The organism is Serratia sp. CY37869, assembly GCF_052168895.1.
Lineage (GTDB): Bacteria > Pseudomonadota > Gammaproteobacteria > Enterobacterales > Enterobacteriaceae > Serratia > Serratia ureilytica.
This window is the reverse complement of sequence record NZ_JBJNLU010000010.1, coordinates 1-25,812: the sequence shown is the minus strand read 5'-3', so window position 1 is coordinate 25,812 and position 25,812 is coordinate 1. Positions and strand designations below refer to the sequence as shown.

Sequence of the window (25,812 nt, the reverse complement as noted above, 5' to 3'; positions counted from 1 at the left end):
GATTGTCTGATAAATTGTTAAAGAGCAGTGAGTTAGGCGCTTTCGCTTGCTAACTCGAGGTGGCGTATATTACGCTTTCCTCTTTCAGAGTCAACCCTAATTTTCAGGATTTTTTCTCTTTCTTCCCGGCCGCTGTGTGAAGTGAATCACTTGCGCCGTGTCGATGGAGGCGCATTATAGGGATCCGAGTTTTTTGCACAACCCCTTTTTTGATCTTTTCTTTCTGTTTGCACACTTTTCAGCCCTTCCGAGTGGATCTTGTGCGATCAGGGCCATTTTCCGCAGGATCCGGCGCTGCGATTGGTTGTAATTCCATCGTCAGAGTCTAGTATTGCCGGTAAATATGATCCCGACGTGAGGCAAGCACCATGTCCGATGCAGTACGTTCTTATCTTCAATACACCCCCAAACTCGGTCAGCGCGTCTTGATCGATCCTTCCAGCGTCGTCATCGGCGACGTCGATCTGGCGGATGACGTCAGCATCTGGCCGCTGGTCGCCATTCGGGGCGACGTCAATGCGGTAAAGATCGGCGCACGCAGCAACATACAGGACGGCAGCGTACTGCATGTGACTCACCGCTCCGAACATAACCCCGACGGTTATCCCCTGTTGATTGGAGAAGACGTGACCGTAGGCCATAAAGCGATGCTGCACGGCTGCGCCATCGGCAACCGGGTGCTGGTCGGTATGGGATCGATCCTGCTGGACGGTGTAGTAGTAGAAGACGACGTGATGATTGGTGCCGGCAGTTTAGTGCCGCCGGGCAAACGCCTAGTCAGCGGCTATCTCTATATGGGCAGCCCGGCACGCCAGGTTCGGCCGTTGACCGCCGCCGAGTTGGAAGGATTGCTTTATTCTTCGAACAACTATGTACGCTGGAAAGATGAATACCTGTCGGAAGACATCTGACGGACGCCCCGTTCCCTATAAAGAGAACGGGGTTGCATTTATGCCGCCAGTTCGCTGCGCAACTGGCGCAATACCGGCTCAATCTCTGGCATCACTCCATGCCAAAGCAGGAAAGCATGCGCCGCCTGCCCCACCAGCATGCCCAACCCATCGGCATATTCCGTTGCCCCCTGCTGCTGCGCCCAGACCAGGAATGGCGTAGTGCCCTGCTGATAGAACATGTCATAGCAACGAGTGTGCGCATTAACTACGCCCGCCGGCAACGCCGGGATCTCTCCGCTGATGCCGGACGCCGTCGCATTGATCACCAGTTCGAACGCTTGCTGATCCAATTGATCCATCGGCGCCGCCGAGATCTCCCCCAGATGCCGAAAAGCGTCTGCCAACGCCAGGGCTCGGCTGAAGGTGCGGTTGGTGATCGTTAGCCGACAGCCGAAAGACAGCAGCGGCAGGATCACGCCGCGCGCTGCGCCGCCGGCGCCCATCAGCAGGATGCGATCCTGCGGCCGGATCAATTGCTGACGCTGTAGATCGGTCAGCAACCCGATGCCGTCGGTGTTATCCCCCAACAGCTCGCCATTCGGCAATACCTTCAGGGTGTTGACCGCACCGGCCATCGCTGCGCGCTCGCTCAGCTCAGAAGCGGCCGAATAAGCACGCTCCTTGAAGGGCACCGTGACGTTCGCCCCCAGCCCTCCGGCGCGGATAAACGCCTGCAGGCTGGTTTCAAAACCGTCTAACGGCGCCAACACCGTCCCATAAGGATGCTCAATGCCGGTCTGGGCAGCAAACAGCGCATGAATTCGCGGCGACTTGCTGTGGCCGATAGGGTTGCCAAATACCGCAAACTTCTCCATGCCCATTACCTCTAGCCCTGACGGATCTGTTCGCCGGTCAGAACGTCTCTGATTTCGGAAGGATTAAGACGGCCACCCACCTTGCCGCGCAATACCGGGAAAGCTTCGCCGAACTGCCGCGTAACCTCATCCGCACTGCGGCATGGCTCCAGCCCACTGAGATTGGCGCTGGTCGACACCAGCGGCTTGCCATACTGCCGGCACAGCTGCTGCACCAACGGATGATCGCTGACGCGCACCGCCAGCGAGCTGAAGCGTCCGGTCAGCAAACGCGGCGTCTCCGGCCGAGCGGGCAAAACCCAGGTTACCGGCCCAGGCCAGCTGGCAAACATCGTCGTGCGCTGCTGTTCGCTGAGCGCACTGTCGTCGATATAAGGCTTAAGCTGTGCATAGTCGGCGGCGATCAAAATCAGCCCCTTTTCCCACGGCCGCTGTTTCAGCGCCAGCAATGCATTGACCGCCTGCTCGCTGTCGGGATCGCAACCCAGGCCGAATACGGCTTCTGTGGGATACGCAATCACCTGCTGTTGATGCAAAGCATCGATGATAGATAAAAGGTTCGGGCTTAATTCTGAGTTCATGATGTGATTATTCTGTAGTCGCGACGGGTTTTCCGCACAGCTTGCTGGCACAGCACAGGACGGGGCCTTTTGCCGTGCGCTTTTCCATCAGCAGCGGATAATGGCAATAGGCGCACTCACCGGCGACAGGTTTAACATTGAGGGCAAACTGGCATTCCGGGTAACGATCGCAGGAATGAAAAACTTTGCCGTAACGCGACTTGCGCTGCAGCAGTTTGCCTTGGCCGCACTGCGGACAGGTAATGGCGGTTTCGTCAGGCTTATCGATCACTTCAGTGTGATCGCACTGCGGATAATCGCTGCAGCCGATAAACATGCCATAGCGCCCCTGGCGCAGCACCAACGTCGCCTGACATTTCGGGCACTGTTGCCCATCCAAGACCTTAACGATATGTCCATCGGCCTGCGCTTTCAGCGGCCGAATATATTGGCATTCAGGGTACTGGGAACAGCCGAGGAAGGGGCCGTGGCGACCGCTACGGATCACCAGTTCGGCCCCGCATTCCGGACAGGGTTCATTTTGCCTGGCGGCAAAAATCGCGTTTTTTGTCATAACGTCTTCTATGCGCGTTATCGGCTCAATGCAGATAACCTTCGTTCACTTCAAACAACAGTTCTTCCATTTGCTGATAGGCGCTTTCATATCCGGGGATATTAAACAGCACCATCAACACGACCCATTTCAGATCTTCGAGATCGAATTCCGCATTATCCAAAGCCATAACGCGGTCGATAACCATTTCACGGGTTTCGAGGTTCAATACCTGAATCTGTTCCAGGAACAGGAGAAAACCACGGCAGCCGGCGTCCAGACGTGCACCTTCTTCTTCGGTGTAGATCCGCATTGCCAGCGGATCGGCATCCATAAAGTAAGGGGCATTTTGACCCTCTTGCAGGTCAGCCAACTTCTCAAGCCAATTCAACGCGTTGTAGATATCATCCCGATGAAACCCCGCCTGAGCGAGATCATCGGTCAGTTGATCCTGATCGACGCGCATCTCTGGTTCATTGTGGATATAAGTTTCAAACAAGTACATGAGTACGTCGAACATGGCTTGCCCTCCTTATTCGGACATAGCCGCCGGGTACAGCTGCGATCCACCCTGCTAACTCCAGCTCAAGTAACTTGATTACCACCACTGGCACAGGTTGGCCGGCACGTTCAGCGACGACGTCAACAGGTGTCACCTCATCTCCTACGTTAGCCAACACATCGCCAAATGGCAATTCAACTTCAGCCTGCGACGCACAAATAGTTGTATTTTCGTTCAGTGACAGCCATTGAAGGCCGCTTCCCAGCAATTCGGCGATATCTTTCGGCCCGGTGACCAGATGCGCGCCCTGCTGGATTAACCAGTGCGTCCCCTCACTCATCGGGTTTCCTAATGGCCCAGGCAAGGCGAACACCTCACGCCCCTGCTCCAACGCGTAGCGAGCCGTCACCAGGGTACCGCTGCGCAGCGAAGCTTCTATGACCAGAACCCCCAGGCTGAGACCGCTGATAATGCGGTTACGGCGTGGGAAATGGTCGGCCAGAGGCAAATCGGTGACTAAATGATCTGAAATCACGGCGCCGCCCTGCTCGACTATCTGCTCCGCGAGCCGGCGGTGCCGGCGCGGATAGATATTGCCCAGCCCGCTGCCCAACACCGCAATCGTGCAGCCATTAGCCGCCAGCGCCGCACGATGGCAAATGCCGTCGATGCCGATCGCCAAACCACTGGTGATGGTGAAACCGCAACGCGCCAACTCCTCGGCGAAATGGTTCGCCCAACGCTCGCCGTAATGGCTGAACTGCCGGCTGCCGACCATAGCGAGCTGAGGTTGCAACAGCACCCGAGGATCGCCCTTGATCAGCAGAAACAGCGGCGCGTCGTCGATCTGAGCCAGGCTTTCAGGATAGCCGGGCGCCCCATAGTTCAGCATACGGTGCGCCGGCTCCTCCAGCCAACGCAGGGTGGCCGCCAGATAGACGGGATCCACTCGGTTGAACTGTGCCTGCTGCCGTTCGTTCAATCCCAGCTCATGCAACACGCGGCGAGGCTCGCCACTCATTTGCGATAACTGTCGCACGAGCCGACTGGCCACGACGGTCTGTAGCCCCGTGACTCCCCGCATCCGTAAAGCGATCTCTTCCGGCCGCATCGTCTGTTCCCTCAGCAAAAACGGTGGTATTGCCAATCTGAGCAATTGGTGCGCAATGCTGTCAATCAGGTCGGGAAATGTCTAGAATAGAGGTTAAACCTCGTTCATTACTCGGATACAGATCTAAAGATATATGTCAGTCTTGCAGGTATTACATTTCCCAGACGAGCGTCTGCGCAAAGTCGCAGCGCCGGTAAAAGAAGTCAATGCAGATATCCAGCGCATCGTGGATGATATGTTTGAAACCATGTACGCAGAGGAAGGCATTGGCCTGGCTGCGACTCAGGTGGATATCCATCAGCGCATTATCGTGATCGACGTCTCCGAGAATCGCGATCAGCGCCTGGTGCTGATCAACCCGGAGCTGCTGGAAAAAAGCGGCGAAACCGGCATCGAGGAAGGCTGTCTTTCCATTCCCGAGCAGCGTGCGCTGGTGCCGCGCGCCGCGCAGGTGAAGATCCGCGCGCTGGATCGCGAAGGCAAACCTTTCGAGCTGGAAGCGGACGATCTGCTGGCGATCTGCATCCAGCACGAGATGGATCACCTGATGGGTAAACTGTTCGTCGATTACCTGTCGCCGCTCAAGCGTCAGCGCATTCGTCAGAAACTGGAAAAAATGGCCAAGCTTCAAGCCCGCGCCTAACCGATCAGGAAATCAACGTGTCTGACTCTTTACGGATTATTTTCGCCGGAACACCAGACTTCGCAGCGCGTCATCTTGACGCGCTGTTGTCATCTGAGCACCAGATTGTCGGCGTATTCACTCAACCCGACCGTCCGGCAGGCCGCGGCAACAAGCTAACGCCCAGCCCGGTCAAAATGCTGGCCGAACAACACCAATTGCCGGTATTTCAGCCTAAATCGCTGCGCCCCGAAGAGAACCAGCGTCTGGTGGCGGATCTCAACGCCGACGTGATGGTGGTGGTTGCCTACGGGTTGATTCTGCCGCAAGCGGTGCTGGATATGCCGCGTCTTGGCTGCATCAACGTACATGGTTCGCTGCTGCCCCGCTGGCGCGGCGCGGCGCCGATCCAGCGTTCGCTCTGGGCCGGTGACAGCGAAACCGGCGTGACCATCATGCAGATGGATGTCGGTCTCGATACCGGTGACATGATGCACAAGATCGCCTGCCCGATTGAGAGCAGCGATACCAGCGCCAGCCTCTACGACAAGCTGGCGCAGCTCGGCCCGCAGGGCATGCTGACGACGCTGCGCCAAATGGCCGACGGCAGCGCCACCCGCGAAGTGCAGGACGAGTCGCAGGTCACCTACGCCGAGAAGCTGAGCAAAGAAGAAGCTCGCCTGGATTGGACACTGTCCGCCGCACAGCTGGAGCGTTGCATCCGCGCCTTCAACCCTTGGCCGATAAGCTACTTCACCATCGATGAGCAACCGGTGAAAGTGTGGCAGGCCAGCGTAATGGCGGAAAGCGCCAACGCGGAGCCGGGCACCGTTGTCCATGCCGACAAGCACGGCATTCAGGTGGCGACCGCCGACGGTATCCTCAATCTGATCCAATTGCAGCCCGCCGGCAAGAAACCGATGTCGGCGCAAGACCTGTTAAATTCACGTCGTGAATGGTTTACCCCGGGTAACCGGCTGTAAGTCACCCCACTGCCCGGCTGTTCATCGCCGGGCCGTTATTTTCTTAATGCCGATCGTTATCAGCTTCAGCCTATGAAAAATAATTACAATCTCCGCAGCATCGCTGCCAAAGCCATCGGCCAGGTGCTGGATCAAGGGCAGTCACTGAGTACTGTTCTGCCGGCGCTGCAAACCTCCATCAGCGATAAAGACCGCGGGTTGCTGCAGGAACTGTGCTTCGGCACGTTACGCGTACTGCCGCAGCTCGAATGGTGCATTCAGCAATTAATGGCCAAACCGCTGACCGGCAAGCAACGTACACTTCACTATTTGCTGATGGTCGGCTTGTATCAGCTGCTGTATACCCGTATCCCGGCGCACGCCGTACTCGCAGAAACCGTGGAAGGTGCGGTGGCGCTGAAACGCCCACAGTTGAAAGGTTTGATTAACGGCGTCTTGCGGCAATTCCAGCGCCAGCAGGAAGAACTTCTGCAGCGCGCCGCCAACAATGACAGCCGCTACCTGCACCCGAGCTGGTTGCTGAAACGCATCCAACAGGCTTATCCCGCCAACTGGCAACAGATCGTCGACGCCAATAACCAGAAGCCGCCGATGTGGCTGCGCGTCAACCGCCTGCATCACACCCGTGAGGCTTACCTGCAGCTGCTGACCGACGCCGGCATCGCCGCGGAGCCTCATGCAGACTATGCCGACGCCGTGCGGTTGCTGGCACCTTGCGCCGTGACCGATCTGCCAGGGTTCGCCGACGGCTGGGTCACCGTGCAAGATGCCTCAGCCCAAGGCTGTGTTGATCTGTTGGATCCACAAGACGGTGAACAGATCCTCGATTTGTGCGCCGCGCCCGGCGGCAAAACCACGCATATTCTGGAAGCGGCGCCGAAAGCACAGGTTATGGCCGTCGATATCGACGAACAGCGTCTGGCGCGGGTGAAAGAAAACCTGCAGCGTCTGCGTTTGCACGCAGAGGTTAAACTGGGCGATGGCCGCACACCGCAGCAATGGTGCGGTGACAAGCAGTTCGACCGTATTCTGCTGGACGCGCCTTGTTCGGCCACCGGCGTGATCCGCCGTCATCCCGACATCAAATGGCTGCGCCGCGATCGCGACATCGCCGAACTCGCCGCCCTGCAGGCCGATATCCTGGAGGCCGTCTGGCCGCATCTGAAATCAGGCGGCGTGATGGTTTACGCAACCTGCTCTATTCTGCCGGATGAAAACAGTAGTCAGATCGCCGCGTTCTTGCAGCGCCATGCCGATGCCAAGCTGGTTGAAACCGGCGATGCGCAGCGGCCGGGACGGCAGAATATCCCGCATCCCGAGGACGGCGATGGCTTCTTTTACGCTAAGCTGATTAAAATGTAATTCTTCAGGGTGCCCACGCGCCCTAAGTCTTTCAGTGTGAAGCAGAGAACACGATGAAAATAATTATTCTTGGTGCCGGGCAGGTTGGCGGGACGCTGGCGGAAAACCTGGTAGGTGAAAACAACGATATCACCGTCGTCGATACCGACTCCGGCCGGTTGCGTCAGCTGCAGGATAAATTCGATCTGCGAGTGGTTCAGGGACATGGTTCTCACCCCCGGGTGCTGCGCGAAGCTGGCGCAGAAGATGCCGACATGCTGGTCGCCGTCACCAACTCCGACGAAACCAACATGATCGCCTGCCAGATCGCCTATTCTCTGTTTAATACCCCCAACCGTATCGCCCGTATCCGCGCGCCGGAATATATCCGCGAGTCGGAGAAACTGTTCCTGCCGGAAGCGGTGCCGATCGACCATCTGATTTCGCCGGAGCAGCTGGTCATCGACTATATCTACAAGCTGATTGAATACCCCGGCGCGCTGCAGGTGGTCAACTTCGCCGAAGGCAAGGTCAGCATCGCCGCGGTTAAAGCCTATTACGGCGGCCCGCTGGTCGGCAATGCGCTCTCTTCGATGCGCGAACACATGCCGCATATCGACACTCGCGTCGCCGCCATTTTCCGCCAGGATCGGCCGATTCGTCCGCAAGGCTCGACCATTATCGAAGCCGGTGATGAAGTGTTCTTCGTTGCCGCCTCACAGCACATTCGCGCGGTGATGAGCGAACTGCAACGGCTGGAAAAACCTTATAAGCGCATCATGATCGTCGGCGGCGGCAACGTCGGCGCCGGCCTGGCCGCCAAGCTGGAGAAAGACTATAACGTCAAACTCATTGAGCGCAATCAGCAACGTGCCGCCGAACTGGCCGAGCAGTTGCACGATACCATCGTGTTCTACGGCGATGCCTCCGACCAGGAACTGCTGGCCGAAGAGCACGTCGAGCAGGTGGATGTCTTCATCGCCATCACCAACGACGATGAGGCCAACATCATGTCGGCTATGCTGGCCAAGCGCATGGGCGCCAAGAAAGTGATGGTCCTGATCCAGCGGCGCGCCTATGTCGATCTGGTGCAAGGCAGCGTGATCGATATTGCCATTTCTCCGCAGCAGGCAACCATCTCCGCGCTGCTTGGGCATGTGCGCAAAGCGGATATCGTCAGCGTCTCGTCACTGCGCCGCGGCGTAGCGGAGGCGATCGAAGCGATTGCCCACGGCGATGAAAGCACGTCCAAAGTGGTTGGCCGCATCGTTGAAGATATCAAGCTGCCACCGGGTACCACCATCGGCGCTATCGTTCGTGGCGACGACGTCATCATCGCTAACGGCAACAGCAAAATCGAACAGGGCGATCACGTCATCATGTTTATTACCGACAAGAAATTCGTGCCGGACGTTGAACGCCTGTTCCAACCGAGCCCGTTCTTCTTGTAGAACGAATTTATTTGGCGATGGTCTATAATCGCGTAGTTGTTCTCTGCCTTGAGAGGAGATAAAACTTCTCTCCTTTTGTGGCAAAGGGAAATTGCTTTGTTAAACTTGAGTTATTAATTCTGCAAGGGGTGCGTTCTATGAGTATGTTGAAAGAGTTTCGCGAATTTGCCATGCGCGGCAACGTGGTCGATCTGGCCGTCGGTGTGATTATCGGTGCCGCGTTCGGCAAGATTGTTTCATCCTTCGTCGCTGATATCATCATGCCTCCGCTGGGCTTACTGATCGGCGGTGTCGACTTTAAACAGTTCCATCTGGTATTACGTGAAGCTCAGGGCGCCGTACCGGCGGTGGTAATGAACTACGGTTCATTCATCCAAACCGTATTTGACTTCGTGATTGTCGCCTTCGCCATCTTCCTGGCGATTAAATTGATGAACAAAATGCGCCGCAAACAAGAAGAAGCTCCGGCAGCGCCGCCAGAACCTACTGCAGAAGAGAAACTGCTGACGGAAATCCGTGATTTGCTGAGCCATCAACAGCAGCCAAAACTGTAAGACAGCATTTGGTTATGCCAATAAAAAGCCACCGGATGAAGGTGGCTTTTTTAATGCCTTAAAACCAGAAGGCCAGTGGTAAATTATCGTTTGATAGTTTGCCACTGGCCTCCCAGTTACCGCCTTTGTTGTGTTTTTCTTTACGTCGATAGCTGCCTTTGCCTTTCACATTCTTTTCTACCCGCTGACGGAATAGCGGGTCATGCAGCAGCGCCTCAATGGCGTTATCTTGAATCTGGCCTTTGGTGTGACGATATTTCGTCATGATAATGCTCCTGTAAAATATGAGGGATAAAACGGGGCGATAATACTGCCGGCGATATAAAAATTAAAGTGCCGTCAGCAACCTTTTTTGCCTTTGTCATCGCTGGCGCCCTGTTCCAAAGCTTCCAGGATCGAACAGTAGTTGCTGGTATGGGCGGTACCGCAGCAGGCGTCGCTCAGCCGTTTCAACGATTCACGCATCCGGGTCAGCTCCGCCAACTTGCTTTCCACTTCGCTCAGGCGCGCATCAACGATAGACTTCGATTCCTGGCAGGTGTGATGTTCCGGATCGACCCGGATCGACAGCAGCTCGGCGATCGTTTCCAGAGTAAAGCCCAACTGCTTGGCATAGCGGATAAAACGCAGCCGCTGCAGATCCTGCTCGGTGTACAGCCGATAACCGCCTTCAGTACGGACATTGTGATCCATCATGCCCTGCTTTTCATAGTAACGCACGGTATCCGGCGTCACTTCGGCAAGCTTGGCCAACTGACCTATCTTGAACATTACTTCTCCTCTCGGGTGAGTTTACCGTCCAGCGCACGCTGATATTCGCCATGCAAGAAGTCCGTGCTCATTCCAGCGTGACGCAACCGATGTTCCAGCAGCGCCATGCGCTTGCTGAGATCGACATAGTCCGGATGCTCACTGTTGATCCCTTGCAGTAAGTGAGCAACGGTTAATGCCTCTTTGCGATCTTCCAGCGCCGGCGGCAGATAACCGGCATTTTTCAGCAGGCGGTAACCGGCGCGTAGCTCAGCAGGCACCGCGCTGTCATCGTCCAGCACGAGCGGTTGTCCCTGGCCGGGCAGATTGTCGAACTCGCCTTTATCCTGGGCATCAAGGATATGACGTTCCGCCCATTGGTCGAGCAAGCCCATAACAGACAGCCTCAGTGAGCTTATTGAATGAGTCTAAGCATAACGGATAGGAGCGGGGATCTTAAGCTCGGCGGGGGAATTGAGCACATTTGGCTGGATTTGGACGTAAAAAAACCGGGCAAGCCCGGTTTTTTTACGCGTCTACAGATTACTCTGCAGTTGCTACTTCTGCTTGAGACTCAGCACGATCAACCAGCTCGATGTATGCCATCGGCGCGTTGTCGCCTGCGCGGAAGCCACACTTCAGAATGCGAGTGTAACCACCGGCACGGCTCGCGAAACGCGGGCCCAGCTCGTTAAACAGTTTTGCCACGATCTCGTTATCACGAGTACGGGCGAATGCCAGACGACGATTAGCTACGCTGTCGGTCTTGGCAAGAGTAATCAGCGGCTCAACAACGCGACGCAGCTCTTTTGCTTTTGGCAGGGTCGTCTTGATGATCTCATGACGAACCAAAGAGCCGGCCATGTTACGGAACATAGCCTGGCGATGGCTGCTGTTACGGTTCAGTTGACGACCACTCTTACGATGGCGCATGACCTTATCCTTCTCAGTAAAACCTTAACCTGTGATCCGGTTACTCGTCAGCAATGCTTGCCGGCGGCCAGTTTTCCAGGCGCATGCCCAGAGACAGACCACGTGAGGCCAGCACGTCTTTAATCTCGGTAAGAGATTTTTTACCCAGGTTTGGCGTTTTCAGCAACTCAACCTCGGTACGCTGTACCAGATCACCGATGTAGTGGATAGCTTCTGCCTTGAGGCAGTTAGCAGAGCGGACAGTCAATTCCAGATCGTCAACAGGGCGCAGCAAGATCGGATCGAATTCCGGTTTCTCTTCTTTAACTTCCGGCTGACGTACATCACGCAGGTCAACGAAAGCTTCAAGTTGTTCAGCCAGAATGGTGGCCGCACGGCGGATCGCCTCTTCAGGATCGATCGTGCCATTGGTCTCCATCTCGATGACCAGCTTATCCAAGTCAGTACGCTGTTCTACACGCGCAGCTTCAACATTGTAGGCGATACGCTCTACAGGGCTGTAGCAGGCGTCAACCAACAGACGACCGATTGGGCGCTCATCTTCTTCCGAATGAATTCGGGCAGAAGCCGGCACATAACCGCGACCGCGCTGAACTTTGATACGCATGCTGATAGCCGCGTTCTCATCAGTCAGGTGGCAGATCACGTGCTGAGGCTTGACGATTTCGACATCACCATCATGGGTGATGTCGGCAGCGGTCACAGGGCCAATGCCAGATTTATTCAGGGTAAGAATAACTTCGTCTTTGCCTTGAACTCTCACCGCCAGCCCTTTCAGGTTGAGCAGGATCTCCAGGATATCTTCCTGTACGCCTTCTTTGGTGCTGTACTCATGCAGTACACCATCAATCTCAACCTCGGTCACCGCGCAACCCGGCATAGATGAAAGCAGAATACGGCGCAGTGCGTTGCCAAGAGTATGGCCAAAGCCACGCTCTAAAGGCTCAAGGGTCACCTTGGCGTGCGTCGAACTGACTTGCTCGATATCTACCAGGCGCGGTTTTAGAAACTCTGTCACAGAACCCTGCATTGTGTCCTCTCTTTGGTACTAAGCTTTACTTGGAGTAAAGCTCGACGATCAGGTGTTCGTTAATGTCCGCAGACAGATCGGTACGTTCAGGCATACGCTTGAACACGCCTTCCATCTTAGCAGCATCAACTTCCAGCCAAGTCGGCTTTTCACGCTGCTCAGCCAGCTCCAGAGAAGCTTTAACACGAGACTGCTTTTTAGCTTTCTCGCGGATGCTGACTACGTCATTCGGAGATACCTGATAAGAAGCGATGTTAACAACGCGACCGTTTACCATAACTGCTTTGTGGCTAACCAGCTGACGTGACTCTGCACGAGTAGCGCCGAAGCCCATACGGTAAACAACGTTGTCCAGACGACCTTCCAGCAGCTGCAACAGGTTTTCACCGGTGTTGCCCTTCAGGCGGGTTGCTTCTTTGTAATAGTTACGGAATTGACGCTCCAGAATGCCGTACATACGGCGAACTTTCTGCTTCTCACGCAACTGAACACCGTAATCAGACAGACGCGGTTTACGCGCACCGTGCTGACCAGGTGCTTGTTCAATTTTACACTTGGAATCGATCGCGCGAACGCCAGACTTAAGGAACAGGTCTGTGCCCTCACGACGGCTCAGCTTGAGCTTAGGACCCAAATATCTTGCCATTTTCTTTCTCCAACAATCCTAAAAGCTGCGTTACACGCGGCGCTTTTTCGGCGGACGACAACCGTTATGAGGGATCGGAGTCACATCAGTAATATTAGTGATGCGGAAACCAGCCGCGTTCAGAGCGCGGATAGTAGACTCACGACCAGGACCAGGTCCTTTAACCATAACTTCCAGGTTCTTGATACCGTATTCTTTTACTGCGTCAGCACAACGTTCTGCTGCAACCTGTGCTGCGAACGGAGTGGACTTACGAGAACCACGGAAACCGGAACCACCGGCTGTTGCCCAACCCAAAGCATTACCCTGACGATCAGTGATGGTAACGATGGTGTTGTTGAAAGAAGCATGGATATGAGCCACGCCGTCAGAGACTTGCTTTCTTACACGCTTACGTGTACGAACAGGTGCCTTTGCCATTATTCAATAACCCCGATTATTTCTTGATCGGCTTGCGCGGACCCTTACGGGTACGAGCGTTGGTCTTGGTGCGCTGACCGCGTACCGGCAGACCACGACGATGACGCAAACCACGATAGCAACCAAGGTCCATAAGACGCTTGATGCTCAGGGTAATTTCACGACGCAAATCACCCTCAACGGTGTATTTGGCAACTGCATCACGAAGCTTTTCGATTTGCTCTTCAGACAGCTCACTGATCTTAACATTTTCAGCAATACCCGTGGATGCACAGATAGCCTGTGAACGGGTTTTACCGATACCGAAGATCGACGTTAAGGCGATAACGGTATGTTTATGATCAGGAATGTTAATGCCTGCTATACGGGCCACTATGCACTCCTACTATTTTATACAGCAACACCATTCTGAAAAGCCCGTTTTCAGGATACTCAAATAATGTTGCAGTGCGACATACAAAAGATTGGCTGGCTAATCTAGCCAGCTCAACCCAACTTTGCAAGAAAAATATGCGAGATAATCAGCCTTGACGCTGTTTATGCTTCGGCTCGGCGCTGCAAATCACACGAACGACACCGTTACGCTTAACGATTTTGCAGTTACGACATAATTTCTTGACGGAAGCACGAACTTTCATTTTTACTCTCCGTAACTTCTCAAACGAATCTGACTAGCGGTTATAGCCTTTCAGATTTGCTTTCTTCAATGCAGACTCGTACTGACTTGACATCATCAGAGTTTGCACTTGAGCCATAAAGTCCATGATGACGACAACCACGATCAGTAGCGAGGTACCACCAAAGTAGAATGGTACTTTCATTGCATCACGCATGAACTCCGGGATCAGGCAGATGAAAGTAATGTACATCGCGCCCACCAGGGTTAAACGCGTCATTACTTTATCGATATACTTCGCCGTTTGCTCTCCCGGACGAATTCCTGGTACGAAGGCACCGGACTTCTTCAGGTTATCTGCTGTCTCACGCGGGTTGAATACCAACGCCGTGTAGAAGAAACAGAAGAAGATGATTGCAGACGCATAGAGTAACACATAAAGCGGTTGCCCTGGCTGCAAATACAGCGAAATCGTAGTCAGCCAGTTCCAACCGGTACCGCCCCCAAACCATGATGCAATCGTGGCCGGGAACAGAATAATGCTGGAAGCGAAAATCGCCGGGATAACACCCGCCATGTTCACTTTCAACGGTAAGTGTGTACTCTGTGCTGCATAAACACGACGACCTTGTTGACGCTTCGCATAGTTAACGACGATACGACGTTGACCACGCTCAATGAAAACAACGAAGAAGGTTACTGCAAACACCAATACTGCAACCAACAGCAGCAGGAGGAAGTGCAGGTCGCCTTGCCGCGCTTGCTCGATAGTATGGGCCACTGCCGGCGGGAGCCCCGCTACAATACCCGCGAAGATAATGATCGAGATACCGTTGCCGATACCGCGCTCAGTAATCTGCTCACCCAGCCACATCAGGAACATTGTCCCGGTGACCAAGCTCACAACCGCAGTAAAGTAGAATGCAAAGCCTGGGTTTAACACCAGGCCCTGCATACCAGGCATATTCGGCAGACCGGTAGCAATACCGATCGACTGGAATATGGCCAATACCAGCGTACCGTAACGGGTGTACTGACTAATCTTGCGACGGCCAGCCTCCCCTTCTTTCTTGATTTCCGCCAACGCCGGATGAACCACCGTCAGCAGCTGGATAATGATCGACGCCGAAATATACGGCATGATCCCCAGAGCAAAGATAGAAGCACGGCTGAGGGCACCACCAGAGAACATGTTAAACATTTCAATGATAGTGCCTCTCTGCTGCTCAAGCAATTTGGCAAGCACAGTGGCATCGATACCAGGAATCGGAATGAAAGAGCCGATGCGGAAGACAATCAGCGCGCCGATGACAAACAAAAGTCTGCGCTTCAGCTCGCCGAGCCCGCCTTTAGCACTTTGAAAATCTAATCCTGGTTGCTTAGCCATCTGCTACTTATTCCTCAATTTTACCGCCAGCAGCCTCGATAGCAGCACGAGCGCCTTTGGTGACACGCAGACCACGCAGGGTTACCGGACGAGCGACTTCGCCAGAAAGTACAACTTTCGCGAATTCGATCTGGACACCAACTACGTTAGCGGCTTTCAGCGCGTTCAGGTCGATAACATCGCCTTCAACCAGAGCCAGTTCAGACAGACGAACTTCTGCCGTGATCATCGCTTTGCGTGAAGTGAAGCCGAATTTCGGCAGACGACGGTACAGAGGCATCTGACCACCTTCGAAACCACGACGTACGCCACCGCCAGAACGAGACTTCTGACCTTTGTGACCACGGCCGCCGGTTTTACCCAGGCCAGAACCAATACCACGACCTACACGCTTAGGCGCATGCTTGGCACCTTCAGCCGGAGACAGAGTATTTAAACGCATCTGTTACTCCTCAACTTTAACCATGTAGGAAACCAGGTTGACCATACCGCGAACAGCAGGAGTATCCTCGCGCTCTACGGTGTGACCAATACGACGCAGACCCAGACCGAGCAGAGTAGCTTTATGCTTCGGCAGACGGCCAATTGAGCTGCGAGTTTGTGTAACTTTAATAGTCTTAGCCATGGTCAATTACCCCAGAATGTCGGCAACGGATTTACCACGCTTAGCAGCGACCATTTCAGGAGACTTCATATTCGCCAGAGCGTCGATAGTTGCACGAACCACGTTGATCGGGTTGGTGGAACCATAAGCTTTAGCCAATACGTTGTGCACCCCAGCAACTTCGAGAACGGCGCGCATTGCACCGCCCGCGATGATACCGGTACCTTCATGAGCAGGCTGCATGAACACGCGAGAACCCGTGTGAGCGCCCTTAACAGGGTGCTGCAGGGTGCCGCTGTTCAGCGCGACGTTCATCATGTTGCGACGGGCTTTTTCCATCGCTTTCTGGATCGCTGCTGGAACTTCGCGTGCTTTGCCGTAGCCAAAACCAACGCGACCGTTACCATCACCAACTACAGTCAGTGCGGTAAAGCTGAAAATACGGCCACCTTTTACGGTTTTAGATACGCGGTTTACCGCGATCAGCTTTTCCTGCAGTTCGCCAGCTTGTTTTTCGATGTGAGCCATCTTAAACCTCTTCCTTAGAACTGAAGGCCAGCTTCACGGGCAGCATCTGCCAGTGCCTGGACTCGACCATGATATTGGAAACCGGAACGGTCAAAGGATACTTTCGCAATCCCTTTTTCCAACGCGCGCTCAGCCAGAGCTTTACCTACGGCTGCTGCTGCGTCTTTGTTACCGGAATACTTCAGTTGCTCCGCGATAGCTTTTTCTAAAGTAGAAGCGGCTACCAGTACTTCAGAACCGTTTGGAGCAATCACCTGTGCGTAAATGTGACGCGGGGTACGATGTACCACCAGGCGGGTTGCACCCAGCTCTTGGAGCTTGCGGCGTGCGCGGGTCGCACGACGGATACGAGCAGATTTCTTATCCATAGTGTTACCTTACTTCTTCTTAGCCTCTTTGGTACGCACGACTTCGTCGGCGTAACGAACACCCTTGCCTTTGTAAGGCTCAGGACGACGGTAAGCGCGCAGATCTGCTGCTACCTGGCCAATTACCTGCTTATCAGCGCCTTTCAGCACGATTTCAGTTTGGCTTGGGCATTCAGCAGTGATACCTGCTGGCAGCTGGTGATCGATAGGGTGAGAGAAGCCCAGGGCCAAATTCACCACGTTGCCTTTAACGGCAGCACGATAACCAACACCTACCAGTTGAAGCTTCTTGGTGAAGCCTTCGGTAACACCAACAACCATTGCGTTCAGCAGAGCGCGCGTGGTACCCGCTTGGGCCCATGCGTTAGCAAAACCTTCGCGCGGAGCGAAAGTCAGTGCGTTAGCTTCTTGCTTCACTTCAACGGCGTCGTGGATAGTACGAGTCAACTCGCCGTTTTTACCCTTAATCGAAATAACCTGACCGTTGAGTTTTACCTCTACGCCGGCAGGAATGACGACGGGTGCTTTTGCAACACGAGACATTCTTTCCTCCCGAATTAAGCTACGTAGCAGATAATCTCGCCACCAAGACCAGCCTGGCGAGCTGCACGATCGGTCATAACACCTTTAGAGGTAGAAACAACAGCGATACCCAAACCGGCCATAACTTTTGGCAGCTCATCTTTTTTCTTGTAGATGCGCAGACCTGGACGGCTGATACGTTGAATGCTTTCTACCACAGCTTTGCCCTGGAAGTACTTCAGTACCAGTTCCAGAACAGGCTTGGCGTCGCCTTCGATTTTGAAATCTTCAATAAAACCTTCTTCCTTCAGCACGTTGGCAATTGCCACTTTCAGCTTGGAGGAAGGCATGGTGACCGCAACTTTGTTCGCGGCTTGACCGTTACGGATACGGGTCAGCATATCCGCGATCGGATCTTGCATGCTCATCTGTCTTTACTCCCGTGATTCAATTGGTAATTACCAGCTAGCCTTTTTCAAGCCTGGTACTTCACCGCGCATAGCGGCTTCACGAAGCTTAATACGGCTCAACCCGAATTTGCCCACATAACCATGTGGACGGCCAGTTTGGCGGCAGCGTTTACGCTGACGAGACGGGCTGGAATCACGCGGCAGAGTTTGCAGCTTGAGAACGGCATTCCAACGATCTTCATCGGATGCGTTCACATCAGAGATAATAGCTTTCAGTTCAGCGCGTTTTGCAAAGAACTTGTCAGCTAATTTCACGCGCTTGACTTCGCGTGCTTTCATTGATTGCTTAGCCATCAGTAACCCTGCCTTACTTGCGGAACGGGAAGTTAAAAGCAGCCAGCAGCGCGCGGCCTTCATCATCAGATTTCGCAGTAGTGGTAATGGTAATATCCAAACCACGAACGCGATCGACTTTGTCGTAGTCGATTTCTGGGAAGATGATTTGCTCACGCACGCCCATGCTGTAGTTGCCACGGCCATCGAATGACTTGGCGGACAGGCCACGGAAGTCACGGATACGTGGAACAGCAATGGAGATCAGACGCTCAAAGAACTCCCACATGCGTTCGCCACGCAGAGTTACTTTACAGCCGATCGGATAGCCCTGACGGATTTTGAAGCCTGCAACGGATTTGCGGGCTTTGGTGATCAACGGTTTTTGACCGGAGATAGCTGCCAGGTCCGCTGCTGCGTTATCCAGCAGTTTCTTGTCAGCAATCGCTTCACCAACACCCATGTTCAGGGTGATCTTCTCGACCCGAGGGACTTGCATGACAGAGTTGTAATCAAACTGAGACATCAGTTGTTTGACTACCTCGTCTTTGTAGTAATCATGCAGTTTCGCCATCGTATTACTCCAAATTACTTGATAGTTTCGCTGTTAGATTTGAAGAAACGGACTTTTTTGCCGTCTTCGAATCTAAAGCCTACACGGTCAGCCTTGCCGGTAGCCGCGTTGAAGATAGCAATGTTAGAAACCTGAATTGCAGCTTCTTTCTCAACAATGCCGCCTGGTTGGTTCAGAGCCGGAACCGGCTTCTGGTGTTTCTTAACCAGGTTGATGCCTTCAACAATGACCTTGCCAGCAGACAGGACATTTTTTACTTTACCGCGCTTACCTTTGTCTTTCCCGGTAATCACGATAACTTCGTCATCACGACGGATCTTCGCTGCCATGTTCGCTCCTTAGAGTACTTCTGGTGCCAGAGAGATAATTTTCATGAACTTCTCATTACGCAGTTCACGAGTTACCGGCCCAAAAATACGCGTACCGATTGGCTGCTCGCTGTTATTGTTCAAAATAACGCATGCATTGCCATCGAAGCGAATGACAGAACCGTCCGGGCGACGTACACCCTTCTTGGTGCGCACCACTACCGCCTTCAGAACATCGCCTTTCTTCACCTTACCGCGAGGAATTGCTTCCTTGATGGTAATTTTGATGATGTCGCCGACGCCTGCGTAGCGACGGTGCGAGCCACCTAGAACCTTGATACACATTACGCGACGTGCACCGGAGTTGTCGGCGACGTTCAGCATAGTCTGTTCTTGGATCATTTTAGTGCTCCGCTAATGTCAACTACTACTTTAAAGACCCAAGTAAAAATTAGGCCGTTGAAAAGCCCCATAACCGAGGGCGCAGCATTATAACACCGCTTACTTGGTATGGGTAGAAAAAATAAACGGCTCATTTTCTGAGCCGTTTATTAAGTGAGAGCCAGCTACTCTATTACAGAATCGCTTTCTCTACAACGCGAACCAACGTCCAGGACTTGGTCTTGGACAGTGGGCGGCATTCGCGGATTTCAACCACGTCGCCGGTACCACATTCGTTGTTCTCGTCATGTACGTGCAGCTTGGTCGTACGTTTGATGAATTTCCCGTAGATTGGGTGCTTCACAGTACGCTCGATAGCAACAACGATGGATTTCTCCATTTTATCGCTAACAACACGACCCTGCAGGGTACGGATAACTTCAGTCATTTACACACCCGCCTTTTGAGTCAGTAAAGTCTTAACGCGTGCGACGTCACGACGCACTTGTTTCAACAGGTGAGTTTGTTGCAGCTGGCCACTGGCCGCCTGCATGCGCAAGTTGAATTGCTCACGCAGCAGGTTGAGCAGCTCGGCATTCAGCTCTTCAACGCTTTTTTCACGCAGCTCTTGTGCTTTCATTACATCACCGTCTTAGTTACAAAGGTGGTTTTGATCGGCAGTTTCGCTGCTGCCAGTTTGAATGCCTCGCGGGCAACCTCTTCTGGCACGCCGTCCATTTCGTACAGGACCTTACCAGGCTGGATCAGGGCAACCCAATACTCCACGTTACCCTTACCTTTACCCATACGCACTTCCAGCGGCTTCTCGGTGATCGGTTTGTCCGGGAATACACGGATCCAGATCTTGCCTTGACGCTTAACTGCACGAGTCATTGCACGACGAGCTGCTTCGATTTGACGAGCAGTCAGACGGCCACGGCCAACAGCTTTCAGACCGAAAGTGCCGAAGCTAACATCCGTACCTTGCGCCAGACCACGGTTGCGGCCCTTGTGCACCTTACGGAATTTTGTACGCTTTGGTTGTAACATCAGCGACTCTCCTTACTTGCGGCCTTTACGCTGCTGCTTTTTAGGTTGAGCAGCCGGTTCCGGTTGTTCAACTGCAGCCATACCACCCAGGATCTCACCTTTGAAGATCCATACCTTAACGCCGATTACACCATAAGTGGTGTGCGCTTCAGATGTGTTGTAGTCGATGTCCGCACGCAGAGTGTGCAATGGAACACGACCTTCGCGGTACCATTCGGTACGTGCGATTTCAGCGCCGCCAAGACGGCCGCTTACTTCAACTTTGATACCTTTAGCGCCAAGACGCATTGCGTTCTGTACTGCACGCTTCATAGCACGACGGAACATAACGCGACGTTCCAGCTGAGAAGTGATGCTGTCAGCAACCAATTTAGCGTCGAGTTCCGGTTTACGGACTTCGGCGATGTTGATCTGTGCAGGAACGCCAGCGATGTCCGCTACGACCTTGCGCAGTTTTTCGACGTCTTCACCTTTCTTGCCGATAACGATGCCTGGGCGAGCAGTGTGAATGGTCACACGGATGCTCTTCGCAGGACGCTCGATAACGATGCGAGAAACGGAAGCTTTCGACAGTTCCTTAGTCAGGAATTGACGAACTTTAAAGTCGCTGTCCAGGTTGTCAGCGAATTCTTTGGTATTCGCATACCAAGTAGAGTTCCAAGGTTTGACAATACCCAGGCGAATACCATTAGGATGTACTTTCTGACCCATTGCTAGTCTCCAGAGTCTCAGCGATCGGACACAACCACAGTAATGTGGCTGGTGCGCTTCAGGATGCGATCTGCACGACCTTTTGCACGCGGCATAATGCGCTTCATGCTTGGGCCTTCGTCTACGAAGATTTTCGTAACTTTCAGATCATCGATGTCAGCGCCATCGTTGTGTTCTGCGTTAGCAATGGCAGACTCCAGCACTTTCTTAACCAGACCAGCAGCTTTCTTGTTGGTGTAGGTCAGAGTTTCCAGAGCTTGCGACACTTTCTTACCGCGAATCAGGTCAGCAACAAGGCGAACCTTCTGAGCAGAAGAACGAGCGTGGCGATGTTTAGCGATAGTTTCCATCTCTTCCTCCTACCTTAGCGCTTTTTAGCTTTTTTATCAGCCGCATGGCCGCGATAAGTACGAGTCGGCGCGAATTCACCCAGTTTGTGACCGACCATTTCATCGGAAACGAACACTGGTACGTGCTGACGACCATTATGGACAGCGATGGTCAAACCGATCATGTTAGGAAAGATCGTTGAACGACGGGACCAAGTGCGCAAAGGCTTCTTGTCACCGCTTTCCACCGCTTTCTCTACCTTCTTCAGCAAGTGCAGGTCAATAAAAGGACCTTTCTTGAGAGAACGTGGCATGGCTTATCCTCTAATTATTTTTTGCTACGGCGACGTACGATGAACTTATCAGTACGCTTGTTGCTACGGGTCTTCTTACCTTTGGTCTGAACGCCCCACGGAGTTACCGGGTGCTTACCAAAGTTACGACCTTCACCACCACCGTGCGGGTGATCTACCGGGTTCATCGCCGTACCGCGAACGGTAGGACGAACACCACGCCAACGTGCAGCACCTGCTTTACCCAGAACGCGAAGCATGTGTTCAGCGTTACCGACTTCACCCAGGGTGGCGCGGCAATCAGCTGGAACTTTACGCATTTCGCCGGAGCGCAGACGCAGAGTTACGTAGGAACCATCACGAGCAACGATCTGAACGTAGGCACCAGCGGAGCGAGCCATCTGGCCGCCTTTGCCTGGTTTCATTTCTACGTTGTGAACCGTTGAACCAACTGGAATGTTGCGCATCGGCAGGGTGTTACCCGCTTTGATTGCAGCATCAACGCCAGATTGAATCTGGTCACCAGCTTTCAGGCCTTTCGGCGCCAGGATGTAACGGCGTTCGCCGTCTTTGTACAGAACCAGCGCGATGTTCGCGGAACGGTTCGGATCGTACTCCAGACGCTCAACCACAGCAGGGATACCGTCTTTGTTGCGCTTGAAGTCAACCAGACGATAATGTTGCTTGTGGCCACCACCGATATGACGGGTGGTGATACGGCCATTGTTGTTACGACCACCGCTTTTGCTCAGTTTTTCCAGCAGCGGGGCATAAGGTTTACCCTTGTGCAGCTCAGGGTTAACCACTTTAACAACGTGGCGACGACCCGGAGATGTAGGTTTACATTTAACAATTGCCATTGTTCTTACTCCTCCGACTTACTCTGCGCCGCCGATGAAGTCCAGATTCTGGCCTTCTTTCAGGGTGACGTAAGCTTTTTTCCAGTCGCTACGACGACCAACACGCTGACCGTGACGTTTCACTTTCCCTTTAACAACCAGGGTGTTCACGTCTTCGACTTCGACTTCAAACAGTTTCTGCACTGCAGCTTTGATTTCTGCTTTGGTCGCGTCTTTGGCAACTTTGAGAACGATGGTGTTGCTTTTTTCCATCGCAGCGGATGCTTTTTCAGATACGTGCGGTGCACGCAGCACTTTCAGCAAACGTTCTTCACGGATCATGCCAGCATCTCCTCAACTTGCTTCACAGCATCAGCAGTCATAACCACTTTGTCGAAGGCGATCAGGCTAACCGGATCGATACCTGCTACATCGCGCACGTCAACCTTGTACAGGTTGCGAGCTGCCAGGAACAGATTCTCATCCAGTTCACCGGTCACGATCAGCACGTCTTCCAGAGCCATATCTTTCAGTTTCTGTGCCAGCAGCTTAGTTTTAGGCGCTTCTACAGAGAACTTCTCGACAACGATCAGACGATCTTGACGTACCAGTTCGGACAGGATGCTTTTCAGCGCGCCGCGGTACATCTTTTTGTTTACTTTCTGACTGTGGTCCTGTGGCTTAGCAGCAAAGGTCACGCCGCCTGAACGCCAGATCGGGCTCTTTACAGAACCTGAACGCGCACGGCCGGTGCCTTTCTGACGCCATGGCTTTTTGCCGGAACCAGTTACTTCAGCACGGGTCTTCTGAGCACGGGTACCTTGACGGGCACCTGCTGCATAAGCAACAACAACCTGGTGTACCAGCGCTTCGTTGAAATCACGACCGAAGGTAGTTTCGGAAACAGTCAGCGCGCTTTGCGCGTCTTTCAATACTAATTCCATTGCTATCCCCTTACGCCTTCACAGCTGGTTTAACGATCAGGTTGCCACCGGTTGCGCCCGGTACAGCACCCTTAACCAGCAGCAGGTTGCGCTCAGCGTCAACACGTACTACGTCCAGGCTCTGAACGGTTACGCGCTCATCACCCAGGTGGCCAGCCATTTTCTTGCCTTTGAACACTTTGCCCGGAGTCTGGTTCTGACCGATAGAACCCGGAACGCGGTGAGACAAGGAGTTACCGTGGGTAGCGTCTTGGGTACGGAAGTTCCAGCGCTTAACAGTGCCAGCAAAACCTTTACCTTTAGAAGTACCGGTAACATCGACTTTTTTAACGTCAGCGAAGATTTCTACGCTAATTTCCTGACCTGCAGCGAATTCTTGACCTTCTTCCAGGCGGAATTCCCACAGACCACGGCCAGCTTCAACGCCAGCTTTAGCGAAATGGCCCGCTTCCGGCTTGGTTACACGGTTAGCTTTTTTGCTACCAGTGGTAACCTGAACGGCACGGTAACCGTCGGTGTCCAGGCTTTTAACCTGAGTCACGCGGTTCGCTTCAATTTCAATTACGGTTACTGGGATAGAAACGCCATCTTCAGTGAAGATACGGGTCATACCCACTTTTTTACCGACTAAACCAATCATTGTTTCAACCTCTCAATCGCTCAATGACCTGATTAACCCAGGCTGATCTGCACGTCTACACCGGCAGCCAGATCCAGACGCATCAGAGCATCAACGGTTTTCTCGGTTGGCTCAACGATGTCAACCAGACGCTTGTGAGTGCGAATCTCGTACTGATCGCGCGCGTCTTTGTTGACGTGCGGAGAGATCAGAACGGTAAAGCGCTCTTTGCGAGTTGGCAGCGGGATCGGACCACGGACTTGCGCACCAGTGCGCTTTGCAGTCTCGACGATTTCCGCGGTTGATTGATCGATCAGACGATGATCAAACGCTTTCAGGCGGATACGGATTCTTTGGTTCTGCATGAGACCAGAGCTCCAATTATTTATAAACGTAAATAATTACTCCTCACACCCATTTCGATTGATGGGGGAGTGTAATCGTCAACATATAACCCCCATATCGGGAGTATTGTTCGAAAGGCAAAAAAGGCCTGCCAATCGACTGATTCGCTAAAATCAGGCTTACCAAGATTAGGTAAGCCCGCGCATTATACGCAAAATGGCCCAGGAAGCAAGCCGCAGTTGGAAATATGCTCAGGAAATCGTCATTTTTGCGCGTTCAGTGGCAGTTGGCGTGTTAACACGGCGAACAGGGAATGAATTAGGCTTGGCGGGAACACTCTCCCCTGCCCCACCGAGAAAACGGCCGCCGGCAGGAGAGACGATGATGAATGGACGGAAGGCTTACTCTTTGCGCTCTAAAATCTGGGCCTGGGCATAGTTCTGAATACCGAGACGGGCAATCAGATCCAGCTCCGTTTCCAGCCAGTCGATATGCTCTTCTTCATCGGCCAGGATTTCAATCATCAAATCGCGGCTGACGTAATCGTGGATCGAATCGGCATAGGCGATGCCTTCGCGCAAGTTCTTGGCGCCCGCCAGCTCCAGCGCCAGATCGGAACGCAGCATCTCTTCGATGTCTTCGCCGATGTTCAGCTTGCCGAGATCTTGCAGATTCGGTATCCCTTCCAGGAACAGGATACGCTCGATGTAGCGATCGGCATGTTTCATTTCGTCGATCGACTCGTGATATTCCTTGTCGTTGAGGCGCATTAAGCCCCAATTCTTGAACATGCGGGCGTGCAGGAAATATTGATTGATGGCAACCAGCTCGTTGCCGAGCAATTTATTGAGGTGAGCAATGATCTTTTTATCGCCTTTCATAGGTAACTCCTCCTGGCCAGTTCTAAAAGTGTAGAACCTGTAAGCCAAGAGTCAAAAATAACCTTACCCTTTGTTAGGCAACTTCATGCATTGGGATGATAGTTCCGCGTTCCTCCACCATAATCTGTCTTGCCTGACGAATGCACTTTCCACAATCGGTACCAATCGGCACAAGTTCACGCAGTTGCTTCATGGTATGGGGATTGTGCTGACGCACCGCATTACGGATCGCTTTGTCAGTCACCGCATTACACAGACATACATACATAGAGAGACTCACTTCTTAACCAATGCATTGAGTCTAAATAGGAATGGTTTTTATTTCAATTAAGATTTGTACAAATTGCATAAAAAAAGGGCACCGAAGTGCCCTTTTTTGTGTCGAAAAATTATTCGCGATTAAGCGATAACTTTAGCAACAACACCAGCGCCTACAGTACGGCCGCCTTCACGGATTGCGAAACGCAGACCGTCGTCCATCGCGATTGGGTGAATCAGGGTTACAACCATGTTCACGTTGTCGCCTGGCATTACCATCTCTACGCC

The 25,812-nt window shown here is 53.2% G+C and carries 44 protein-coding genes and 1 pseudogene; 6 read left to right on the top strand and 39 right to left on the bottom strand.

Features of this window, described 5'->3' with window-relative positions; all coding sequences use genetic code 11:
* Window positions 1-368: 368 nt before the first annotated feature.
* Complete coding sequence (locus ACJ8J1_RS24760; protein WP_033645236.1) at window positions 369-911, top strand: gamma carbonic anhydrase family protein; 543 nt, start codon at window positions 369-371, stop codon at window positions 909-911.
* A gap of 38 nt (window positions 912-949) precedes the next feature.
* Here ACJ8J1_RS24760 and aroE read toward each other — a convergent pair whose 3' ends face one another.
* From aroE to dprA, 5 genes are read right to left on the bottom strand one after another with little or no spacing between them, the layout of a single operon-like run.
* Window positions 950-1,768 carry a shikimate dehydrogenase gene (aroE, locus tag ACJ8J1_RS24755; protein WP_033645383.1) on the bottom strand — a complete coding sequence of 273 codons (819 nt, stop codon included), beginning with the start codon at window positions 1,766-1,768 and terminating at the stop codon, window positions 950-952.
* 11 nt (window positions 1,769-1,779) lie between these two features.
* The gene (gene tsaC / locus ACJ8J1_RS24750) at window positions 1,780-2,349 is read right to left on the bottom strand and encodes an L-threonylcarbamoyladenylate synthase type 1 TsaC (protein WP_033645237.1); all 570 of its coding nucleotides are present in this window, start codon (window positions 2,347-2,349) and stop codon (window positions 1,780-1,782) included.
* A 7-nt stretch (window positions 2,350-2,356) separates the two neighbouring features.
* Window positions 2,357-2,902 carry a DNA topoisomerase family protein gene (locus tag ACJ8J1_RS24745; protein WP_019456195.1) on the bottom strand — a complete coding sequence of 182 codons (546 nt, stop codon included), beginning with the start codon at window positions 2,900-2,902 and terminating at the stop codon, window positions 2,357-2,359.
* A gap of 25 nt (window positions 2,903-2,927) precedes the next feature.
* Window positions 2,928-3,401: a DUF494 family protein Smg gene (smg, locus tag ACJ8J1_RS24740; protein ID WP_025160381.1), complete on the bottom strand. Its 474-nt coding sequence runs from the start codon at window positions 3,399-3,401 to the stop codon at window positions 2,928-2,930.
* Window positions 3,373-4,494 (bottom strand): DNA-protecting protein DprA, encoded by a 1,122-nt coding sequence (gene dprA / locus ACJ8J1_RS24735; protein WP_033645238.1) that lies wholly within the window; start codon window positions 4,492-4,494, stop codon window positions 3,373-3,375. Before dprA ends, smg begins: the two co-directional genes overlap by 29 nt.
* Before the next feature lie 133 nt (window positions 4,495-4,627).
* Between dprA and def the strand changes: the two genes are divergently transcribed.
* From def to mscL, 5 genes are all read left to right on the top strand, one after another.
* Window positions 4,628-5,137 (top strand): peptide deformylase, encoded by a 510-nt coding sequence (gene def, locus ACJ8J1_RS24730; protein WP_015379260.1) that lies wholly within the window; start codon window positions 4,628-4,630, stop codon window positions 5,135-5,137.
* 17 nt (window positions 5,138-5,154) lie between these two features.
* Window positions 5,155-6,099: a methionyl-tRNA formyltransferase gene (gene fmt, locus ACJ8J1_RS24725; RefSeq protein ID WP_033645239.1), complete on the top strand. Its 945-nt coding sequence runs from the start codon at window positions 5,155-5,157 to the stop codon at window positions 6,097-6,099.
* A 72-nt stretch (window positions 6,100-6,171) separates the two neighbouring features.
* Entirely contained in the window at window positions 6,172-7,461 is a 1,290-nt protein-coding gene (rsmB, locus tag ACJ8J1_RS24720; RefSeq protein ID WP_033645240.1) for a 16S rRNA (cytosine(967)-C(5))-methyltransferase RsmB, read from the top strand.
* Window positions 7,462-7,514: 53 nt separating this feature from the next.
* Window positions 7,515-8,891 carry a Trk system potassium transporter TrkA gene (gene trkA / locus ACJ8J1_RS24715; RefSeq protein WP_004929716.1) on the top strand — a complete coding sequence of 459 codons (1,377 nt, stop codon included), beginning with the start codon at window positions 7,515-7,517 and terminating at the stop codon, window positions 8,889-8,891.
* 137 nt (window positions 8,892-9,028) lie between these two features.
* Window positions 9,029-9,445: a large-conductance mechanosensitive channel protein MscL gene (gene mscL / locus ACJ8J1_RS24710; protein ID WP_033645241.1), complete on the top strand. Its 417-nt coding sequence runs from the start codon at window positions 9,029-9,031 to the stop codon at window positions 9,443-9,445.
* Between the two features lie 58 nt (window positions 9,446-9,503).
* Here mscL and ACJ8J1_RS24705 read toward each other — a convergent pair whose 3' ends face one another.
* The 34 genes and pseudogenes from ACJ8J1_RS24705 to tuf all read right to left on the bottom strand — a co-directional run.
* Entirely contained in the window at window positions 9,504-9,710 is a 207-nt protein-coding gene (locus tag ACJ8J1_RS24705) for an alternative ribosome-rescue factor A (RefSeq protein ID WP_004929720.1), read from the bottom strand.
* Between the two features lie 74 nt (window positions 9,711-9,784).
* Window positions 9,785-10,216: a Zn(2+)-responsive transcriptional regulator gene (gene zntR / locus ACJ8J1_RS24700; RefSeq protein ID WP_016930321.1), complete on the bottom strand. Its 432-nt coding sequence runs from the start codon at window positions 10,214-10,216 to the stop codon at window positions 9,785-9,787.
* Window positions 10,216-10,590: a DUF1992 domain-containing protein gene (locus tag ACJ8J1_RS24695; RefSeq protein WP_033645242.1), complete on the bottom strand. Its 375-nt coding sequence runs from the start codon at window positions 10,588-10,590 to the stop codon at window positions 10,216-10,218. The genes zntR and ACJ8J1_RS24695 overlap by 1 nt, the downstream gene beginning before the upstream one ends.
* 148 nt (window positions 10,591-10,738) lie before the next feature.
* A complete protein-coding gene (rplQ, locus tag ACJ8J1_RS24690) occupies window positions 10,739-11,128 on the bottom strand; it encodes a 50S ribosomal protein L17 (protein WP_004929726.1) in 390 nt (129 codons plus the stop codon).
* Window positions 11,129-11,168: 40 nt separating this feature from the next.
* Window positions 11,169-12,158, bottom strand: coding sequence for a DNA-directed RNA polymerase subunit alpha (locus tag ACJ8J1_RS24685; RefSeq protein ID WP_002919219.1), 990 nt, complete (start codon window positions 12,156-12,158; stop codon window positions 11,169-11,171).
* Window positions 12,159-12,183: 25 nt separating this feature from the next.
* A complete protein-coding gene (rpsD, locus tag ACJ8J1_RS24680; protein WP_004929729.1) occupies window positions 12,184-12,804 on the bottom strand; it encodes a 30S ribosomal protein S4 in 621 nt (206 codons plus the stop codon).
* 30 nt (window positions 12,805-12,834) lie between these two features.
* Window positions 12,835-13,224: a 30S ribosomal protein S11 gene (gene rpsK, locus ACJ8J1_RS24675; protein WP_004929731.1), complete on the bottom strand. Its 390-nt coding sequence runs from the start codon at window positions 13,222-13,224 to the stop codon at window positions 12,835-12,837.
* 16 nt (window positions 13,225-13,240) lie between these two features.
* Window positions 13,241-13,597 (bottom strand): 30S ribosomal protein S13, encoded by a 357-nt coding sequence (rpsM, locus tag ACJ8J1_RS24670; protein WP_004929734.1) that lies wholly within the window; start codon window positions 13,595-13,597, stop codon window positions 13,241-13,243.
* 148 nt (window positions 13,598-13,745) lie between these two features.
* A complete protein-coding gene (gene rpmJ, locus ACJ8J1_RS24665; RefSeq protein ID WP_002227352.1) occupies window positions 13,746-13,862 on the bottom strand; it encodes a 50S ribosomal protein L36 in 117 nt (38 codons plus the stop codon).
* Window positions 13,863-13,895: 33 nt separating this feature from the next.
* Complete coding sequence (gene secY, locus ACJ8J1_RS24660) at window positions 13,896-15,227, bottom strand: preprotein translocase subunit SecY (RefSeq protein ID WP_004929740.1); 1,332 nt, start codon at window positions 15,225-15,227, stop codon at window positions 13,896-13,898.
* A gap of 7 nt (window positions 15,228-15,234) precedes the next feature.
* A complete protein-coding gene (rplO, locus tag ACJ8J1_RS24655; RefSeq protein ID WP_004929742.1) occupies window positions 15,235-15,669 on the bottom strand; it encodes a 50S ribosomal protein L15 in 435 nt (144 codons plus the stop codon).
* 3 nt (window positions 15,670-15,672) lie between these two features.
* Window positions 15,673-15,852: a 50S ribosomal protein L30 gene (rpmD, locus tag ACJ8J1_RS24650; protein WP_048232028.1), complete on the bottom strand. Its 180-nt coding sequence runs from the start codon at window positions 15,850-15,852 to the stop codon at window positions 15,673-15,675.
* Window positions 15,853-15,858: 6 nt separating this feature from the next.
* The gene (gene rpsE, locus ACJ8J1_RS24645) at window positions 15,859-16,359 is read right to left on the bottom strand and encodes a 30S ribosomal protein S5 (protein ID WP_004929747.1); all 501 of its coding nucleotides are present in this window, start codon (window positions 16,357-16,359) and stop codon (window positions 15,859-15,861) included.
* A gap of 14 nt (window positions 16,360-16,373) precedes the next feature.
* Window positions 16,374-16,727: a 50S ribosomal protein L18 gene (gene rplR / locus ACJ8J1_RS24640; protein ID WP_004929748.1), complete on the bottom strand. Its 354-nt coding sequence runs from the start codon at window positions 16,725-16,727 to the stop codon at window positions 16,374-16,376.
* Window positions 16,728-16,736: 9 nt separating this feature from the next.
* Window positions 16,737-17,270 carry a 50S ribosomal protein L6 gene (rplF, locus tag ACJ8J1_RS24635; protein WP_004929751.1) on the bottom strand — a complete coding sequence of 178 codons (534 nt, stop codon included), beginning with the start codon at window positions 17,268-17,270 and terminating at the stop codon, window positions 16,737-16,739.
* A 14-nt stretch (window positions 17,271-17,284) separates the two neighbouring features.
* Entirely contained in the window at window positions 17,285-17,677 is a 393-nt protein-coding gene (rpsH, locus tag ACJ8J1_RS24630; protein ID WP_004929753.1) for a 30S ribosomal protein S8, read from the bottom strand.
* Window positions 17,678-17,707: 30 nt separating this feature from the next.
* Window positions 17,708-18,013 carry a 30S ribosomal protein S14 gene (rpsN, locus tag ACJ8J1_RS24625; RefSeq protein ID WP_004929754.1) on the bottom strand — a complete coding sequence of 102 codons (306 nt, stop codon included), beginning with the start codon at window positions 18,011-18,013 and terminating at the stop codon, window positions 17,708-17,710.
* Window positions 18,014-18,026: 13 nt separating this feature from the next.
* Window positions 18,027-18,566, bottom strand: a complete 540-nt coding sequence (rplE, locus tag ACJ8J1_RS24620; protein WP_004929756.1) for a 50S ribosomal protein L5 — start codon at window positions 18,564-18,566, stop codon at window positions 18,027-18,029.
* Between the two features lie 14 nt (window positions 18,567-18,580).
* Window positions 18,581-18,895: a 50S ribosomal protein L24 gene (gene rplX, locus ACJ8J1_RS24615; protein WP_004929758.1), complete on the bottom strand. Its 315-nt coding sequence runs from the start codon at window positions 18,893-18,895 to the stop codon at window positions 18,581-18,583.
* A 9-nt stretch (window positions 18,896-18,904) separates the two neighbouring features.
* On the bottom strand, window positions 18,905-19,276 hold the full coding sequence (gene rplN / locus ACJ8J1_RS24610; RefSeq protein WP_000613954.1) for a 50S ribosomal protein L14: 372 nt from the start codon (window positions 19,274-19,276) through the stop codon (window positions 18,905-18,907).
* Window positions 19,277-19,448: 172 nt separating this feature from the next.
* On the bottom strand, window positions 19,449-19,703 hold the full coding sequence (rpsQ, locus tag ACJ8J1_RS24605; protein WP_004929760.1) for a 30S ribosomal protein S17: 255 nt from the start codon (window positions 19,701-19,703) through the stop codon (window positions 19,449-19,451).
* Window positions 19,704-19,895: a 50S ribosomal protein L29 gene (gene rpmC / locus ACJ8J1_RS24600; RefSeq protein ID WP_004929762.1), complete on the bottom strand. Its 192-nt coding sequence runs from the start codon at window positions 19,893-19,895 to the stop codon at window positions 19,704-19,706.
* Window positions 19,895-20,305, bottom strand: a complete 411-nt coding sequence (gene rplP, locus ACJ8J1_RS24595) for a 50S ribosomal protein L16 (RefSeq protein WP_004929764.1) — start codon at window positions 20,303-20,305, stop codon at window positions 19,895-19,897. Before rplP ends, rpmC begins: the two co-directional genes overlap by 1 nt.
* A 12-nt stretch (window positions 20,306-20,317) precedes the next feature.
* Window positions 20,318-21,016: a 30S ribosomal protein S3 gene (rpsC, locus tag ACJ8J1_RS24590; RefSeq protein ID WP_004929766.1), complete on the bottom strand. Its 699-nt coding sequence runs from the start codon at window positions 21,014-21,016 to the stop codon at window positions 20,318-20,320.
* A gap of 17 nt (window positions 21,017-21,033) precedes the next feature.
* Complete coding sequence (gene rplV / locus ACJ8J1_RS24585; RefSeq protein ID WP_002223844.1) at window positions 21,034-21,366, bottom strand: 50S ribosomal protein L22; 333 nt, start codon at window positions 21,364-21,366, stop codon at window positions 21,034-21,036.
* Between the two features lie 14 nt (window positions 21,367-21,380).
* A complete protein-coding gene (gene rpsS / locus ACJ8J1_RS24580) occupies window positions 21,381-21,659 on the bottom strand; it encodes a 30S ribosomal protein S19 (RefSeq protein ID WP_004929772.1) in 279 nt (92 codons plus the stop codon).
* A gap of 14 nt (window positions 21,660-21,673) precedes the next feature.
* The gene (rplB, locus tag ACJ8J1_RS24575; protein ID WP_004929775.1) at window positions 21,674-22,498 is read right to left on the bottom strand and encodes a 50S ribosomal protein L2; all 825 of its coding nucleotides are present in this window, start codon (window positions 22,496-22,498) and stop codon (window positions 21,674-21,676) included.
* An 18-nt stretch (window positions 22,499-22,516) separates the two neighbouring features.
* Complete coding sequence (gene rplW / locus ACJ8J1_RS24570; protein ID WP_004951179.1) at window positions 22,517-22,819, bottom strand: 50S ribosomal protein L23; 303 nt, start codon at window positions 22,817-22,819, stop codon at window positions 22,517-22,519.
* The gene (gene rplD / locus ACJ8J1_RS24565) at window positions 22,816-23,421 is read right to left on the bottom strand and encodes a 50S ribosomal protein L4 (protein WP_004929779.1); all 606 of its coding nucleotides are present in this window, start codon (window positions 23,419-23,421) and stop codon (window positions 22,816-22,818) included. The genes rplW and rplD overlap by 4 nt, the downstream gene beginning before the upstream one ends.
* Window positions 23,422-23,431: 10 nt before the next feature.
* The gene (gene rplC, locus ACJ8J1_RS24560) at window positions 23,432-24,061 is read right to left on the bottom strand and encodes a 50S ribosomal protein L3 (RefSeq protein ID WP_015379265.1); all 630 of its coding nucleotides are present in this window, start codon (window positions 24,059-24,061) and stop codon (window positions 23,432-23,434) included.
* A 32-nt stretch (window positions 24,062-24,093) separates the two neighbouring features.
* A complete protein-coding gene (gene rpsJ / locus ACJ8J1_RS24555; RefSeq protein WP_001181005.1) occupies window positions 24,094-24,405 on the bottom strand; it encodes a 30S ribosomal protein S10 in 312 nt (103 codons plus the stop codon).
* Window positions 24,406-24,786: 381 nt separating this feature from the next.
* Window positions 24,787-25,266 (bottom strand): bacterioferritin, encoded by a 480-nt coding sequence (bfr, locus tag ACJ8J1_RS24550; RefSeq protein ID WP_033645244.1) that lies wholly within the window; start codon window positions 25,264-25,266, stop codon window positions 24,787-24,789.
* 73 nt (window positions 25,267-25,339) lie between these two features.
* Window positions 25,340-25,534, bottom strand: coding sequence for a bacterioferritin-associated ferredoxin (bfd, locus tag ACJ8J1_RS24545; protein WP_015379266.1), 195 nt, complete (start codon window positions 25,532-25,534; stop codon window positions 25,340-25,342).
* A 131-nt stretch (window positions 25,535-25,665) separates the two neighbouring features.
* Window positions 25,666-25,812, bottom strand: a pseudogene (gene tuf, locus ACJ8J1_RS24540) (elongation factor Tu); the annotation flags it as partial.